This window comes from Algoriphagus sp. NBT04N3 (assembly GCF_019443765.1).
In the GTDB taxonomy this organism is placed as follows: Bacteria; Bacteroidota; Bacteroidia; order Cytophagales; family Cyclobacteriaceae; genus Algoriphagus; species Algoriphagus ornithinivorans.
Window position 1 is genome coordinate 2,161,187 of the sequence record NZ_CP048415.1, and the last position, 16,327, is coordinate 2,177,513.

Genomic DNA, 16,327 nt, shown 5'->3' on the forward strand with positions numbered 1-16,327 from the left:
AACACTGAGTCTCACAGAGTTTTTTTTTTAAACAGAGTTAGTCTTTGAATCATCTTGGAACACGGAGTTACACAGAGGTTTCACTGAGGCCCACGGAGTTTATTTCTAATTAATAGAGTTGTGCGAATATTTTTTTTGGAACACGGACCTGCCTGCCGGTAGGCAGGGTATCGCGGAGTTAGGCACGGAGGCTCACGGAATTTTTTTAAACAGAGTTAGTCTTTGAATCATCTTGGAACACGGAGTTACACAGAGGTTTCACTGAGGCCCACGGAGTTTATTTTTTTTGACTCTGCTTAAATGAAGTAAGTATGATTCTAAAGAGATATTAATTTCGAGAAAAATTTGATTAAGCCTTAAAGCCAATCAACTTGCTGATTTTAAGGATTTTTTTGGAACACGGAGTTCACCGGAGTTAACACGGAGTCTCACGGAGTTTAATTTTTAATTAATAGAGTTGTGCGATTATTTTTTTAGGAACACGGACCTGCCTGCCGGTAGGCAGGGTATCGCGGAGTTAAACACTGAGTCTCACAGAGTTTTTTTTAAAGAGAGTTGGTCTTTGAATCATCTTGGAACACGGAGTTACACAGAGGTTTCACTGAGGCCCACGAAGTTTATTTCTAATTAATAGAGTTGTGCGATTATTTTTTTTTTGAACACGGACCTGCCTGCCGGTAGGCAGGGTATCGCGGAGTTAGACACGGAGGCTCACGGAACTTATTTTTTTATTATTAGAGTTAGTCTTTGAATCATCTTGGAACACGGAGTTACACAGAGGTTTCACTGAGGCCCGCGGAGTTTATTTTTTTTTGACTCTGCTTAAATGAAGTAAGTATGATTCTAAAGAGATATTAATTTCGAGAAAAATTTGATTAAGCCTTAAAGCCAATCAACTTGCTGATTTTAGGGACTTTTTGAATTCTCGGTATGCTTTGGGCATCAAAGCTTTTGCATATCCATCAATCAAAGTTTTGATTCCTGTCCACTGCCCCCCATGCTTTTTTTTGAAATAATAGCATTTCATCAAATCCACCCCTTTTGGGCTATGCATCAGTTTGATTCTTTTTATTAAACTCAAAGACTGATCTCCCCAATAGGAAACTTCATTCACCTCACAATAGCCCAAGTACTTGGAGCTACCATAACAATCAAATCCAGCCTTACTGACGTTTAATGAATAATCCATATCCCCATAAAGATGCGTGTAGGTTTCATCCAGCATCCCCACTTTTTGATATACTGAATAAGGAACTAAGACCAAATTACCATTGCAATATTTGACTTTTTGGGGTTGACCGTTTGGTACCTTAGGACCCGATTCCTCATGCCCTCCAAAAGTAAAACCTCTAGTTAGCTCACTTTGAATATTTCCTACTAATATTCCTTCTGTTGGCATTCTCACGTAATCATCTAATAGGTTTTTTAGAGAGTCTTTCTTTAAGAAAGTATCATCATTTAACCAGAGAAAGAAATCGTATTTATCATGGGCAACTGCGCTTTCCCAGGCTAGTCTCATACCCTTATTCCAAAAAAGTTGCCCATTTCCTTTGATTACATGGACTTCAGGAAATAATTCTTTGACTTTTTTGCCAGTTTGATCTGGTGAAGCGTCATCAACCAAAAACACTTCTAATTTAATATTTTCGGGGACTATGGTTTGATAAAGGCTAGTAAGACATTTTATAGTCGTTTTTACTCTGTTGAAACAGGTAAGTAAGACCGCTACCTTTATTTGATCTTCTATTTGCTTAAACTTTTATTTACCAGGTGAATCAATGAGTTTGATATATTAATCTTAAATATCATTCTTAAAAGCTCAATTCTAACAAATAAAATTTATAATTCAGGCATTAAGTAGCTTTTCATTCAATCAAATGCTATAAACTACTTGCGAATCCTTGTACAAATCTACGTCACAATATCAGCGAGCCTGCGAGCAAACTCTGTGAAACTCTGTGCCAACTCAGTGCTCCTCTGTGTAACAAATTCCACAAGCTTGCAAGCATAAACTCCGTGCTCCTCAGGGCCTCCCCTGCCTACCGCAGGCAGGTCTTTGGTCCTCCGTGTTCAAAAATGCGCGAGCTTGCGAGTAAAACTCCCTGCTCCCCTACCTACCGCAGGCAGGTCTGTGAAACTCTGTGATACTATTTTTCGAGCTTGCGAGCAAACTCTGTGAAACTCTGTGCCAACTCAGTGCTCCTCTGTGTAACAAATTCCGCAAGCTTGCAAGCATAAACTCCGTGCTCCCCTGCCTACCGCAGGCAGGTCTGTGCAACTCAGTGTCCAAATCTGCGAGCATTAAATCTTAACTTGCTTGAATGTTTGTTGATTTTCCAAAAACCACTGATAGGTTTTCTTTATTCCATCCTCCAATGAGGTTTTTGCCTTCCATCCAGCATCTGTCATCTTGGATACATCCATCAACTTCCTCGGCGTTCCATCCGGTTTGGATGAATCCCAAATGATCTCCCCTTTATGCCCAACAATTTTTTGAATCAATTCAGCCAATTCCCGAATTGTCAAGTCCTCGCCGGTTCCCACATTATACAAGTTATCCTTGAATTCATTTTCCAAAGCAAAAACCACCGCCTCTGCCAGATCTTCCACGAACAGGAATTCTCTCATCGGATTTCCAGATCCCCATAAGGTTACTGCAGACTGTGCACTGTTTACTGGGAACTGACTCGCTTCGTGAAACTTTCGGATCATGGCCGGCAAAACATGAGAAGTTTTCAGATCAAAATTATCGAAAGGCCCATAAAGGTTAGTTGGCATTAAGGAAATGTAGTCTCTACCAAACTGCTTTCGGATTGCCTCACATGCTTTCACTCCTGTGATTTTTGCTACTGCGTACCACTCATTAGTTGGCTCAAGAGGGCCTGTCAAGAGATACTCTTCTTTTAATGGCTGAGGAGCAAGCTTAGGGTATATACAGGAAGAGCCCAAAAAGATAAACTTGTTGATTCCGGCATGAAAAGCAGAGTCAATCAGATTATTCTGGATCTGCATATTTTCCATCAGGAACTGATAGGGATAATCATTATTAGCCAAAATCCCTCCTACCCTTGCTGCAGCATCAATCACCACTTCCGGCTTTTCGTTTTTGAAAAAATTCTGAACCGCCTGCTGGTTTCGAAGATCCAATTCTTTGGAGGTTTTGCCAATTAAATTGGTATAGCCTTTTGCTTCTAAAGCTCTCCAAATAGCCGAACCCACCATACCTCGATGGCCTGCGATGTATATTTTGGAATTCTTAGATATCATTAAGTTTTGTTTGGTCACAGAGTTTCACGGAGTTAGCACGGAGTCCCACGGAGATTTATTCTTTTGGAGCGCAGAGTTTCTAGGAGTTATTTGGGAACACGGAGTTTATCTGAGTTTACACGGAGTCCCACGGAGATTTATTCTTTTGGAGCACAGAGTTTCACGGAATTTTCACGGAGACCCACTGAGACATTTTTTGGAACACAGAGTTTCTCGGAGATAGCACGGAGGACCACGGAGTTAAATAATCTCTAATGGATAAACCGATGAATCCCTTTTATTAGGCTTTTTGTCCTAAAATTCAATAATAAACCTACTCTATATCCCGAAAACTTTAAATATGTTAAAACTTGGGCTTTGTGAACATCCGTAATTTGCTCGACAGTTTTTAACTCAACAACCACTTGGTCTTCGATAAGCAAATCAATTCTGTAGCCACACTCAAGTCTTATCTCCTCATAAATTAAGGGCACTGGAACTTCAGATTTAACATCTAGACCTAATTTCTCCAGTTCATACTTTAGGCAAGCTTGATAGGCAGATTCAAGAAGGCCTGGACCAAGCTTTGAATGCACTTTAAAAGCACAACTTAAAATTTGTTCAGTAAGGTCTTCATTTAAAAGCATTTTCTAAAGTTTTTTTGGAGCACGGAGGCTTTTTTTTGAGCACGGAGTTCCTGGGAGTTTTTATTTTTTTGGAACACGGAGTTTAGCGGAGTTTAACACGGAGGCTCACGGAGAATTTTTTTAAGCACAGAGTTCTTTGGAGTTTTTATTTTTTTGGAACACGGAGTTTAGCGGAGTTTAACACGGAGTCTCGCGGAGTTAAAATTGGTATTATATATAAGTAGCTAACTCTATAAAGGAGGTCTCGAAACTTACTCAGTGCACCTCCGTGCCTCCTCTGTGTTCCTCCGTGTAACAAATTCCGCGAGCTTGCGAGCAAACTCTGTGCACCTCCGTGCTCCTCTGTGGTACTCAGTGTTACAAATTCTGCGAGCTTGCGACCAAACTCTGTGAACCTCTGTGCCCACTCCGTGTACCCCTGCCTGCCGGCAGGCAGGTCTGTGTAACAAACCCCGCGAGCCTGCGAGCAAACTCTGTGAACCTCTGTGCCCACTCCGTGTTCCCCTGCCTGCCGGCCTTTAGGTTTGCAAAGGAGAATTATTTGGGAAAATAAGAGCTAATATCTTTCCGATTATTAAGTGACTCAAATATTGAATAAATTAAAAAAGAATGGGGTGAACTTTCTTGCCGTCTAGGATAGTGACCTAGTGCCTGTATCAGTCCCCATTCTTAATTGAGTTGCCAGTAACCAGTTAGAATTTTAGGCTTTAGGCCTGTTAAAGGTTTTAGTTTCCGCAACTCTCATTTGTTAAACTTCAATGTCTAAATTATGAAATTCAAATCAATTATTGGAGTCGATGTAAGTAAATCTACACTTGATGCCTATCTGAAGATCAACCAATGCCACGCAGTCTTTGAAAATAATGAGAAAGGTTACCAGGAGCTGGTGGAATGGGTAATGGAAAACTCTGGGTTAATACTCGCAGAAGAACTGCTTTTCGGATTTGAATCCACTGGGATTTATTCTTCAGAACTTGCTTTGTTTCTTGAAAAGCACTCCCTACCATTTTATATCATCTCAGGACTTGAATTAAAGCGATCCTTGGGAATAAGAAGAGGTAAGTCAGACAAGGCAGACTCTAAAGACATAGCTGAATATCTTTATGAAAAGCAGGAGAAGATTATCCCCACTGTTCTTCCCAAAAAGGTCATCCAGGATCTCAAAAAGCTGTTTAATTACAGAGAGCGACTTGTAAAAGACAGAGCAGCTTACATCACCCGTATCAAAGAATATGAAGCTGTAGTTTCAGAAATCAAATTAAAAGTCTATCAAAAATCCAATACCGAAGTGATCGCTTGTTTGGATAAGCAGATCCAAACCGTGGAGAAAGAAATAGACAAACTTTTACGCAAAGATGAACTGTTAATGAACCAATATAAGCTGATTAACTCTATCAAGGGCATAGGCCCACAGACAGCTGTTGCACTTATCGTCTTAACAGAAGGGTTTACCCTATTCGATAGCTGGAGAAAGTTTGCCAGTTATGCAGGAACAGCACCGTTTCCCAACCAGTCAGGTACTTTTAGAGGAAAGACGAAAACGAGCAAGTTAGCGAACAAGAGAATTAAAACACTGTTGACTTTATGTGCAGGAACTGCCATCCAATACAGCACTGAAATGAAGACCTATTACAAGAGAAGAATCGATGAAGGTAAAAGCAAGATGAGCACCCTTAACATCATCCGAAACAAACTTCTCGCAAGGGCTTTTGCCGTTGTCAATCGAAATTCCAGCTATGTAGACATATTAAAATATGCCGCATGAAAAAAAAACTGAAAATCTTCTTGTTTAAACCTTAGAATACAGGCAGGTCTGTGTCCCAAGATTTCCGAGCTTGCGAGCATATCAATCCACTAAGCCCTGCTTCTCCTTCTCCAACCTCTCATACACCTTCTTCACGTCTTGAGCCTTGTCCTTATTCAAAACCAAAATTGCATCCGCAGTGCAGATCAGAATACTATTTGACAGTCCCACAAACTCAGTATGTAATTCAGAACCAATAACCATATTTCCCTTTGAATCAATCGGGTAGCCCTGAGCTTGATTGTATTCATAGATGGCCTCAAAACTTCCCATGTCTGACCAGTCGAAAGCAGAAGGAACCACCTTGATTTTATCAGTTTTTTCCATCACTGCATAATCCACAGAGATAGATGGGATTTTCATAGATAGCTCCTCATTTAATTTCCCCTCTTCTATCTTTTGATAAGTAGTATAGGAAGTTTCGTAAACGCTTGGCTCCAACTTTTTCAATTCCTGCAAGAAAACTCCTGCTTGAAAACAAAACATTCCTGAGTTCCAGTAAAAATTTCCTTTTTGAATAAATTCCTCGGCATTTGCCAAATCCGGCTTCTCTCTAAAACTCTTCACTTCTTCACCATCCGCTTCGATATATCCGAAACCTGTCTCAGGTTTACTAGGCTTTAAGCCAAAGGTTACTATAAATCCATCCTTGGCTAGTTCAATGGCTCTTTCCACGGACTTTTTGTATGACTCCACTGATTCAATCAAATGATCGGAAGGAGTTACAAAAAGAACATCTTCCGGATCGCAGGCAAATGCCGCAAAGCCAATGGCTGCTGCTGTATTCCTGGGGCAAGCCTCTATAATTTCTTGATAGGATTGAATCCCCGCTTCTTGCAAATCTTTTCGGGAAAGCTGGTAATTATCAATATTCCCCACCACCAAAACCGAATCACAAAACGCTGAATTCCTCAAGGCTGTCTTTTGAAACAAGGTTTTCCCATCAAAAATCGGAAGGTATTGCTTCGGTCTGGACTTTCTGGACAAAGGCCAAAGCCGGGAACCGACACCGCCTGATAGAATGACGTTTATTACTGACATGAGGTTCTAGTTTGGGTTAATGCTTGGGCTTTTAAATAGTGGAGTTCAGGGTTCAATGTTCAAAAGAAAGTCTGCCTTCTTAAGAGAATTTGTTTCCCCTTTTATCTGAATTCCGTAAGTAAATTATCAAAGAATTTATTTTAGACCTAAGCCTTTCCGTTCTTTCTAAAATTTCTTCCAATTCCTCTTTACTAATATACTCATAATCAAAAGCGCGATAACCTTGTGAACGTGTTTCAGCATTTGAGCCTCTGGCTATGGATAGAAATTGAATAAACTCTTTATTTCCATCCCTATCAAAACCTTCAGCTACATTATCCATTACAGATCCAGAAGAACTATTTATTTGAGAGCTCAATTTATAATCTCTGGAAAATTCACTTTTTTTTGTAAAGCTTTTTATAAGTTTAGAAAGCTCTCTTGCCTCTTTCCAAATTTCTAAATCTTCAAAACGCGCTATTTTCAAGAAAAAATAATTTATGCTTTAACGACGACCTATTGAACTCTGAACCATGAACTTCTGAACCATCACTTCAAAAACTGGAGAGCTAAACATTTTTCAACTCGCGCATAAATCGATCAATTACTCAGTTAATCAATTACACAATTACTCACAATTGGGTACAGCTTCGCCCTTTCAGTCCCATTTTGAGATTGGTTTGGAGAAGAAAAAAGGCAGAGAATACTCGCAGCGCTTACATCTCTTTTTCCCGGATCTCAGAATGATCTTAGCAATATTTTTTCCTGCAAAAATTAGCCGAAGCTAACAGTTTGGTTTTTTGGGCTTTATTGAAAAAAAGGTCTCATATTTTAAAATTTAAGGCTTTTTGTTGGTTTAGCTGATTCAAAGATAATCAAATGAGTAGTTTTAGTACTCATTTTTTGACTTAATTTTTTATCATTAATTTAATAGCTACTTTTTTGTTTTTCATCCATATTAAATTCCTTGACCCCCATCATCAAATCCTGAAACAAAGACAAATTATCAATCTTCCAGATATGAGTTTGACCAAATTTATCTAGGAGCATATTTGAGTTTTTTCCTAATTCTAGAAGAATTGCATAGGACGACAAATCCATACCCATATGATTTATCTTTATTTCTTCAGAGATTTTTTCAAACTCTTTGCCATAATCGTAAATCCGCAAAAAACTCAAAACGCTTTCACCTTTCCAGATAAATTCATACATGCTTTTTCTGGGAATTGTGGCGCTCATAGCTGTTCTTTTAACAATGAGTTCTTCTCTTCCTAACTTGGTTTTAGCTATAGAATTGGGAACAACAGCCTCTTTTTGAAAATGGCGATTCAAGATTTTTTGGGAAATCTCATCTAGCTGATAGTCCAGTCCTTTCACTTGTTTCAACTTGAAATTGAGCTCCTCCAACATGGTAAATGGATCAAATACCAGAAGCTTTCCTTTGTATTTGAAATTCACCTGATGGTTTCTAATCAGGCGACCTTTGGATTTATAGGATATCCCTCCTGTCCTGAAAAAGTTAAAAATCTTCATAGTTTGGGTTAAATAGAAATAGGTAATATTTTTCGCCTTAAGCTTTCTCTTCAGAATTCAGTAAAAGACTTAGGATTAGAAAGGGAGTTCAGATTAGGAAATCTTCAGTCTTCGGTCTTCCATCTTCTTCGGTCTTCGGTCTTCCGTCTTCCGTCTGTTTTTCAAAGAATCAGCTTATATACATCAATACATATTGTCATAAGAAATATTACTTAATTTCATACAGCAAGCAGCGTTTGTCTTCCGGGCTTCTTGTTCTATTAATCATCTTATAGCCCCTTTTCTCCTCAGCCTGGGTATTGATTTCTTTGATCAATCTGGATCGTTTGACTCTTTTATTTTCTGGGTTAGGAATCTGATGAATATCAAAGAGCTCATCCAGTTCCTCTACTGTAAACCTTTTCCCTTTATTCTGATCCAATATTTCCAGAAGATTTGGACTTTCTTGAGGACTATAGGCTTTTGAGAAACTTTCATTCTGAATAAGATCCTTTCCTTGCCTTTCATCTTTTCTTTTCAGAGCCGGAGAAGCTATCCGCTTTTTGAATACAGGAAATAATACCAAGCCTATTAATGAGATTGAAACAAGGGATATGATCACATAATCCTGTTTGATCCGATTAACCTCCGTCACACTCATTGGGAGAATTGTGGCTTTACCAACCATTTTTGCTTTCGCATACATGTCTTCCAGATTCCAGGAAATAGCAAGATTCTTTTGATCCTGCAGGTAAACTTGGTTTCCATCTACCATAAAATAGGGGGAGTATTCCAATGGATTATAATCCAACTCCTGAGGAAAGAACCTAAAGTTCAACTCATGTTTGTCAAAGATTAAAAGTCCTTTGTTTTGGGAGGCTGATTCAAAAGCATTGAAAGCCAAGAAATCCTGAGAGTCTAAAGTTCCATCCTGAAATATATAATAGGCAGCATTTGGGTTTACCAAGGACATTTCAAAATCAAAACCCAGATGTTTCCAAGCCATTGATTCAAAATCCAGAATATAGCCTTGATTTTCCGGAAGTTGGTGAACATCCTCTCTTGGATTATTATGAAAACCCAATAATAGAAAGGCTGATTTTTCGGTGATTCCTAGGTACTCAGAATTGTAATTAGCTGGTTGTGCTTTTACACTCGCCAAGGACCAAGAACCCAATCTTGGATCAAACTCAATTAAATCTGTATGGCTATTCCAAAAACCATAGCCGCCAAGAAGAAAAGGGTTTCCTTCTTTAATTATAAGTCTGCTTTTGCAGGTATAACCTACATTTTGAAATTGATACAGGTTTCTCCAAGAATTCTCCTCCCACCGATAAAGCTCCATCCTACAGCCGGCGAAAAGATAAATTCCTGAATCGTCTTTTAGAATTTGGAACTCTTCATCAATTCCCACAGGTAAGGAATCGAGCTGCTGGATCATTTCTTGATTGAAATGAGGGCCTAACTGTTCAAAGTTAGTAATCTGATGAATTGCCTCCGGGTTCAATCGCAAGGATTGAGCATTGAGGCAAAAGAATGAAGAAGAAAATAAGGTTAGGGATAAACAAAAAAGGAATCTCATTTTTTCAAATCTACGAACACGGACAACCAATGCTGAAACAAACCTAAAATTATAAATCATGGAAAAAAAGAAAATCTAGGTAAAAATCGTGTTAAACTATTGCATTTCATAGTTACATAATTGTTACATATATTGATTTTCAGCTTTTTCTATCTATTAAGTAAAATTAGTTTTAAATAATAAATCAGATAAAAGTCCTAATTTCTCCTTGGAAATGGACAAGCATTTTGGGTATTGTTAAATGAGGAATTTGTAAATTTTTTATTCCTGAAAACTAATTGTGTTATCAAGATTAAGTACAATCTTAATGAAAATAAATACAAATTAGTTTTTGAGCTGATAAGTGTAACTAAAAATACAATAGGTGTAAGAATTCTGCAATAGATATTGAAAAGAGGACCCTCCAAGGCTTAATCAGAAAAGTGGTCCGAGTATTTTTTTTGATCGAGTCCTTAATTTAAAAAATCCCTTGGAGTGTTAAACCAGACCTTCTCCTCGAATCCACGACAGTAGTCGGGAGCAATTCCGAGGCCCTATCGTAGGATTTGTAATCCGATAAAATCTCAAAGTTGAATTCCCTAGGCTTTGAATAATTGGTTTTTTGAATCTCTTGTTCCATAACTACGGCATGGAGAAGATAACGTGAATCAATTAGCTACCGAGTTATAATCCCTACGGGATTTAAAAAACTTTGCGGTGCTGCACCTTTGCGAGAGATTATTCCCCTTGAAGGGTTAATTCGAGGTTATCGAATATCTTGCTGGCACATTGAATAGTTTCCAAACGTTGATCTCGGGCCAGCGCTGGGGAAGGGCTTTGGATTTTTTTCCGTGGGTTAAAACCCACGCCTGTCCGCCTCAGGCGGGGCTATGATATTTTACGCTCCTATGGAGCTTTTACAGGCTGTATTTAAGATATTTTTCGCCGAAGGCGTATTTCAACTTATTTCTACTGTATTTCTACTAAAATCCCCCTTGCCCCCTTTTACAAAGCTTTCGTCCTAAACCTTATTTACATTTTCAAAGGGGGAATTGACCCGTATCTCGCCGAAGGCATATCTTGATAATATCTTGAAAAACATCTTTAGATCTGAGCTCCTCGGAATTTGTAATTCCGAGGCCTTATCGTAGGATTTTTAATCCGATAAAATCTCAAAGTTGAATTCCCTAGAGTTTGAATAATTGGTTTTTAGAATCTCTTGTTCCATACCTACGGCATGGCAATGGTTCTCTCGGAATTTTTTTACTACCGAACTATAATCCCTACGGGATTTAAAAACTTTGCGGCGCTGCGCCTTTGCGAGATATTATTCACCTTGGAGGGTTAATTCGAGGTTATCGAATATCTTGCTGGCACGTTGAATTAGTTTCCAAACGTTGTTCTCGGGCCAGCGCTGGGTTAATTTTCGTTGGCGTTTATATCCCTGGGTTTCACCCGGGCCTGCGCGCCTCAGGCGTGGCTAATAAATTACGCTCCTTTGGAGCTTTTGATCCGAGTACGATTGGAGGTCTATATTTCTGTAGGCTTATCTTGATAATATCTTGAAAAATATCTTTAGATCTTATCTAATTATTCAAATTATTTCGCCGCAGGCGTATTTCTAAATATTTCTATTGTATTTCCTTTTCTATCTTGCTGGCATGTTGAATTAGTTTCCAAACGTTGTTCTCGGGCCAGCGCTGAGGTAGGGTTTGCGTTTCTTTTCCGTGGGTTAAAAAACCACGGCTATTTAATAGCCCGCTCCCAAGGAGCTTTAGAAGCGTCTTCCTTCGAAGGTCTATCTCGCCGAAGGCATATCTTGATAATATCTTCTCTATTGCAATTCAAAAAATGCGTCGGGAATAAATATTTCGCCTTAGGCGTATTTCAATTTATTTCTACTGTATTTCAACTAAAATCCCCCTTGCCCCCTTTTACAAAGCTTTCGTCCTAAACCTTATTTACATTTTCAAAGGGGGAATTGACCCGTATCTCGCCGAAGGCATATCTTGATAATATCTTGAAAAACATCTTTAGATCTGAGCTCCTCGGAATTTGTAATTCCGAGGCCCTATCGTAGGATTTGTAATCCGAAAAAATCTCAAAGTTGAATTCCCTAGGCTTTGAATAATTGTTTTTTTTAATCTCTTGTGCCATACCTACGGCATGGAGAAGATAACGTGAATCAATTAGCTACCGAGCTATAATCCCTACGGGATTAAAAAAACTTTGCGATGCTGCTCGCCGCTCCTCGGATCCACGACAGTAGTCGGGAGCAATTCCGAGGCCCTATCGTAGGATTTTTAATCCGATAAAATCAAATTTATGAATGGCTATTGAAAGGAAGAAACCCTCCAAGGGTTAGTAAGGAAAATGGCACGAGGATTTTTTAATTATTGACTCCTTAATTCAAAAGATCCCTTGGAGGGTTAAACCTTTCCTGCGCGCTGGGGAAGGGTTTGGATTTCTTTTCCGTGGGTTAAAACCCACGGCTATTTAATAGCCCGCTCCCAAGGAGCTTTAGAAGCGTCTTCCTTCGAAGGTTTATCTTGCCGCAGGCATATCTTGATAATATCTTGAAAAATATCTTCTGGAAAAATCCCCCTGACCCCCTTTGATTTTACACGTCTTCCCAACCTTGTGCAATATTCCAAAGGGGGAATTGACCCGTATCTTGCCGCAGGCATATCTTGAAAAATATCTTTAGATCTTATCTAGTTATTCCAATTATTTTGCCGAAGGCGTATTTCCATCTATTTCTATTGTATTTCTTTTCCTATTTCGCCTCAGGCGTATTTCTTCAGTATTTCAATGTATTCCATCCAAAATCCCCCTCACCCCCTTTCCAAAAGATCAAGTCCTAAATTGAGTTTACGCTTTCAATTGGGGAATTGACCCATATTTCGCCGAAGGCATATTTCTTCTATTTCTACTGTATTTCTTTTCCTATTTCGCCGAAGGCATATTTCTATCTATTTCTATTGTATTTCTTTTTCTATTTCACCGCAGGCGTATTTCTAAATATTTCTACTGTATTTCCCTTTACAAAAGAACCGGTAAAAATATCAACCCCTTCTTCTTAAAGCCCTTTTCCACCAAGGAAGCGGGATCTCTTCATGGTATCCATAGGAATTGTTGCCATATCCGTAGCCATAGCCATAACCGTACCCATAGCCATATCCTTTGTCAATATGAACATCGTTCAGAATACCATACATCTTAGAAACTCCGCCTTTTTCTACCAGATTGTTAAGAATGGCCGTATTTCCTTTCATGGAGTAACCTTGACGGAATACAAAGAAGTTGATGTCAGAATAGGCAAATAACTCTTTGGTCTCCGATACAAGCCCTACTGGAGGACAGTCAAATACCACCACATCATATTCTTCCTTAATCTCTTTGATAATCTGACTGAATTTATCCTGTAAAAGCAATTCGGCAGGGTTTGGAGGTATTGGGCCAGAAAGGATCACATCCAAATCCTTATGTCCAGATGACTTAACCACTTCTCTCCAGTCTATATTGGTACTTAATGCAGTACTCATACCCTTATCATTCGGTAAGTTGAAATCCTCAGCGATTTTTGGCTTTCTCAAATCCAAACCTATCAAAATGGTCTTTTTACCCATCAAAGAGAAAACTGAAGCCATATTAATGGAAACAAAAGTTTTACCTTCACCTGAAATACTGGAAGTGAATAGAATAGTCAGTTTATCCTTGTTAGGACTCAAATAAGACATGTCTGCACGCAAGGATCGGAATGATTCTGTCACGGTCGATCTAGGGCTATTCAATACTGGAAGATTATCCTCAGTATTGCTTCTTCCAACCATCCCAATCAATGGCACCTTAATCTGATGTTCCAGTTCTTTAGGATCTTCTATTTTGGTATTGAGGAAGTCTTTAATCGTGATAAAACCGATTGGTAAAATCAAACCCAAAATCAATCCTATCAGTAAGTTCAGGCTAGTTTTGGGGGCTACAGGTTGCTGAGAAGCCTTAGCAAAATCCAAGATTTTATTCTTGGGCATATTGGATGCTTTGGTAATCTCTGCCTCAGCTTTTTTCTGCAACAAATACACATAAATATTTTCATTGATGGTGAACTGACGCTGGTAACCTAAGAGGTTTCTTTCAGTCTCCGGCAATGCATTGATATCTCTTTCAATGGATCGAATCCTCCCATTAAGGTCTGCTAATAAATTTTGGGTATTCCGGATTGCAGAATTCACGTTCTCCATCAATGCCTTGGAAGTACTTTCAATTCTGGCATTGATATCCCTCACCTGTGGGGTTTGATCTGAAAAATTAGCGGTGATTCGAACTCTGTCGGCCTGTAATTCGGAAAGATTTTGCACCAAAGCGCTCAACAGAGGGTCATTCGCACCAATAATGGACGGAGCTACCAAATCCCCCACCTGATTATTACCTAAATAGGATTTGAGGGTTTGATAATATTTCAGATTCAATTCAGCCTGGCTCCTCTCCTGCTCTAAGTCATTTAGTCTTTCAAAAATGATAGAACCTTCCTGAGATAGATTGAAAATCTTATTCTTGGATCTATAATCCTGCAATTGCTTTTCAGAAAACTGCAAAGAATCTGTTATTCCGCTTAATTGTTGCTCAATAAATCGAATCGTATTTTCTGAAGCCTGATTTTTCTCTTCCAGCTCCCGCTCCAAATACTTATCCATGAGGGTATTGATGTAATTTTCTCCCAACCTCCTCAAAGGTGTTTCCAAGCTTAGCGTAAGAATTGAAGCTTGCTTATTTAAGGGGTTAACCTGAAGATCATTCTTCATTTTCAAAGCAAGTGAAGGCGTATCAATCATTTTGAAAAAGAATACCTCACCAGGCAATGCTGAAATTTGACTTATTTTAAACTCATAATATTCCCCTTGAATATTTTCTCCAAAAGAATATATGGATTTAGGCAATTCGAACCCTTCAAAATTACTTTTGTAGAATGGGTCTTTGGGCTGAAAAACGGAAAATTGATCATCCTCTACTGAAAGTTCGAAACTGGATTCATCTATAACCTCCAGTCTAAACATTCCACCTACAAGCTGTGGTTTGGTCCAGTCAACAGAGACATAAACAGGAACATTTCCATAAACTTGGGTAACTTTTAAAAAGCCTTCTTTATAATAAGAAACATTCAAATCCATTTGTGATACAGCGCTTTCTGCCAAAGAATAGGATTTGATGATTCCTGTTTCATTATCTATATTACTCTTTCCTTGAATTCCCAAACCAGCGGATTCAAAAAGGTCAGCACCTAGCGTCGGTTTATCATCTACCACCAAAACGGTAGATTCCACTTTGTAAATAGGTGTAGTGTATCTATTGAATAAAAAAGCCACTAAAACACCTAAAAAAGCGAAAATGACAATAAGTGGCCAATAGGTCAAATAATTAAACAGTAGAGCTTTAAGATCTATTTCATCTTCCTGCTGAACCAAAAATGGATTGGGGTTGGGATTGTTTCCTTGAACTTGATTAGGATACATAGCTTAACGCGTAAAGGTATTGATCAAAAGAACTGCAACTGTGATAGCAGAAATAATTAAGGATAAAGATTGGGCCGCATTTTCACCGGCACCCACTTCCCTTACTTTCATAGGCTCCACATATAATTGATCATTCGGTTGAATAAAATAAAAAGGAGACTGAATAATTCCTCTATCGTTTAAATTGATTCGATGAAGCTTGGTGCCTTCAGGGTACTGTCTAATCAATAAAACTTCATCTCTTTTTGCTACCGTCGTCAAATCGCCGGCATTGGCGATTGCTTCAAAAATCGTCATTCTGTCCTGCAAAACCACAAATTTACCAGGTCTTCTAAACTCCCCTAAGGCAGAGTAGCGAATCCCACCGAGCTTGACTTTTACATACAACTCATTTTTGAGAAACTCTCTCAATTTGCTTTCAATGATGACTCTGGCTTCATCAATGGTTTTATCTTTTACCTGAACTTCACCGATGATCGGAAGCCTGATAAAACCATTTTTATCTACTGTATAACCTGTCATGTAATAAATATCGCCTCCGGATTGTGCAGCCATTTGCATTTGGTTATTTCCAGCAACAACTTTATTACCAAACCCAGATTGCAGCATATCCTCTGCTGTTTGAATATTGACATCAATAATATCATTGTATTGCAATCTATATTCAGGAATCTCGTAGGAGATCAATTCTCCCTCCTGGATTGGGGTTTTATCTTCTAAGTTTTGGAGATAAATTATCTTTTCATTGGAAACGCAGCTAATTGCTGCAAAAAAAACCAGGGCATAAACAACCCACGCTCCTATCTTCCGCATATACTTTTTGTTAATAGACAGATGTAAAATTAAAGGGCAAACATAGCCAAAATCCCAAAAAATATTACTCTAATTTGGTAGAATAAACTAAAATTAAACCTAACTGCGCTTGCTGCTCGAGGTTTGCAATCTCGAGCTCCTATCGTAGGATTTTTAATCCTGGGAAAATTTACTTGCTCCTCGGAATTTGCAATTCCGAGGCCCTATCGTAGGA

Annotated in this window: 10 protein-coding genes; 1 reads left to right on the plus strand and 9 read right to left on the minus strand. The window is 38.7% G+C overall.

Features of this window, described 5'->3' with window-relative positions; all coding sequences use genetic code 11:
* Window positions 1–892: 892 nt before the first annotated feature.
* From GYM62_RS09385 to GYM62_RS09395, 3 genes are all read right to left on the minus strand, one after another.
* Window positions 893–1,747, minus strand: a complete 855-nt coding sequence (locus tag GYM62_RS09385; protein WP_219959443.1) for a glycosyltransferase family 2 protein — start codon at window positions 1,745–1,747, stop codon at window positions 893–895.
* Window positions 1,748–2,301: 554 nt separating this feature from the next.
* A complete protein-coding gene (locus tag GYM62_RS09390) occupies window positions 2,302–3,267 on the minus strand; it encodes a GDP-L-fucose synthase (RefSeq protein ID WP_219959218.1) in 966 nt (321 codons plus the stop codon).
* Between the two features lie 251 nt (window positions 3,268–3,518).
* Window positions 3,519–3,893 (minus strand): GxxExxY protein, encoded by a 375-nt coding sequence (locus tag GYM62_RS09395; RefSeq protein WP_219959219.1) that lies wholly within the window; start codon window positions 3,891–3,893, stop codon window positions 3,519–3,521.
* Between the two features lie 769 nt (window positions 3,894–4,662).
* Here GYM62_RS09395 and GYM62_RS09400 point away from each other — a divergent pair.
* Window positions 4,663–5,658, plus strand: a complete 996-nt coding sequence (locus tag GYM62_RS09400; protein WP_219959220.1) for an IS110 family transposase — start codon at window positions 4,663–4,665, stop codon at window positions 5,656–5,658.
* Window positions 5,659–5,739: 81 nt separating this feature from the next.
* On the opposite strand, the gene GYM62_RS09405 is transcribed toward GYM62_RS09400, so the two are convergent.
* From GYM62_RS09405 to GYM62_RS09430, 6 genes are all read right to left on the minus strand, one after another.
* Window positions 5,740–6,738 (minus strand): mannose-1-phosphate guanylyltransferase, encoded by a 999-nt coding sequence (locus GYM62_RS09405; RefSeq protein ID WP_219959221.1) that lies wholly within the window; start codon window positions 6,736–6,738, stop codon window positions 5,740–5,742.
* 79 nt (window positions 6,739–6,817) lie between these two features.
* Entirely contained in the window at window positions 6,818–7,204 is a 387-nt protein-coding gene (locus GYM62_RS09410) for a four helix bundle protein (RefSeq protein ID WP_144604285.1), read from the minus strand.
* 440 nt (window positions 7,205–7,644) lie between these two features.
* A complete protein-coding gene (locus GYM62_RS09415) occupies window positions 7,645–8,250 on the minus strand; it encodes a hypothetical protein (RefSeq protein WP_219959222.1) in 606 nt (201 codons plus the stop codon).
* A gap of 208 nt (window positions 8,251–8,458) precedes the next feature.
* A complete protein-coding gene (locus GYM62_RS09420) occupies window positions 8,459–9,670 on the minus strand; it encodes a hypothetical protein (RefSeq protein WP_219959223.1) in 1,212 nt (403 codons plus the stop codon).
* A gap of 3,185 nt (window positions 9,671–12,855) precedes the next feature.
* A complete protein-coding gene (locus GYM62_RS09425) occupies window positions 12,856–15,300 on the minus strand; it encodes a polysaccharide biosynthesis tyrosine autokinase (RefSeq protein ID WP_144604288.1) in 2,445 nt (814 codons plus the stop codon).
* Between the two features lie 3 nt (window positions 15,301–15,303).
* A complete protein-coding gene (locus GYM62_RS09430) occupies window positions 15,304–16,113 on the minus strand; it encodes a polysaccharide biosynthesis/export family protein (protein ID WP_219959224.1) in 810 nt (269 codons plus the stop codon).
* Window positions 16,114–16,327: the final 214 nt, after the last annotated feature.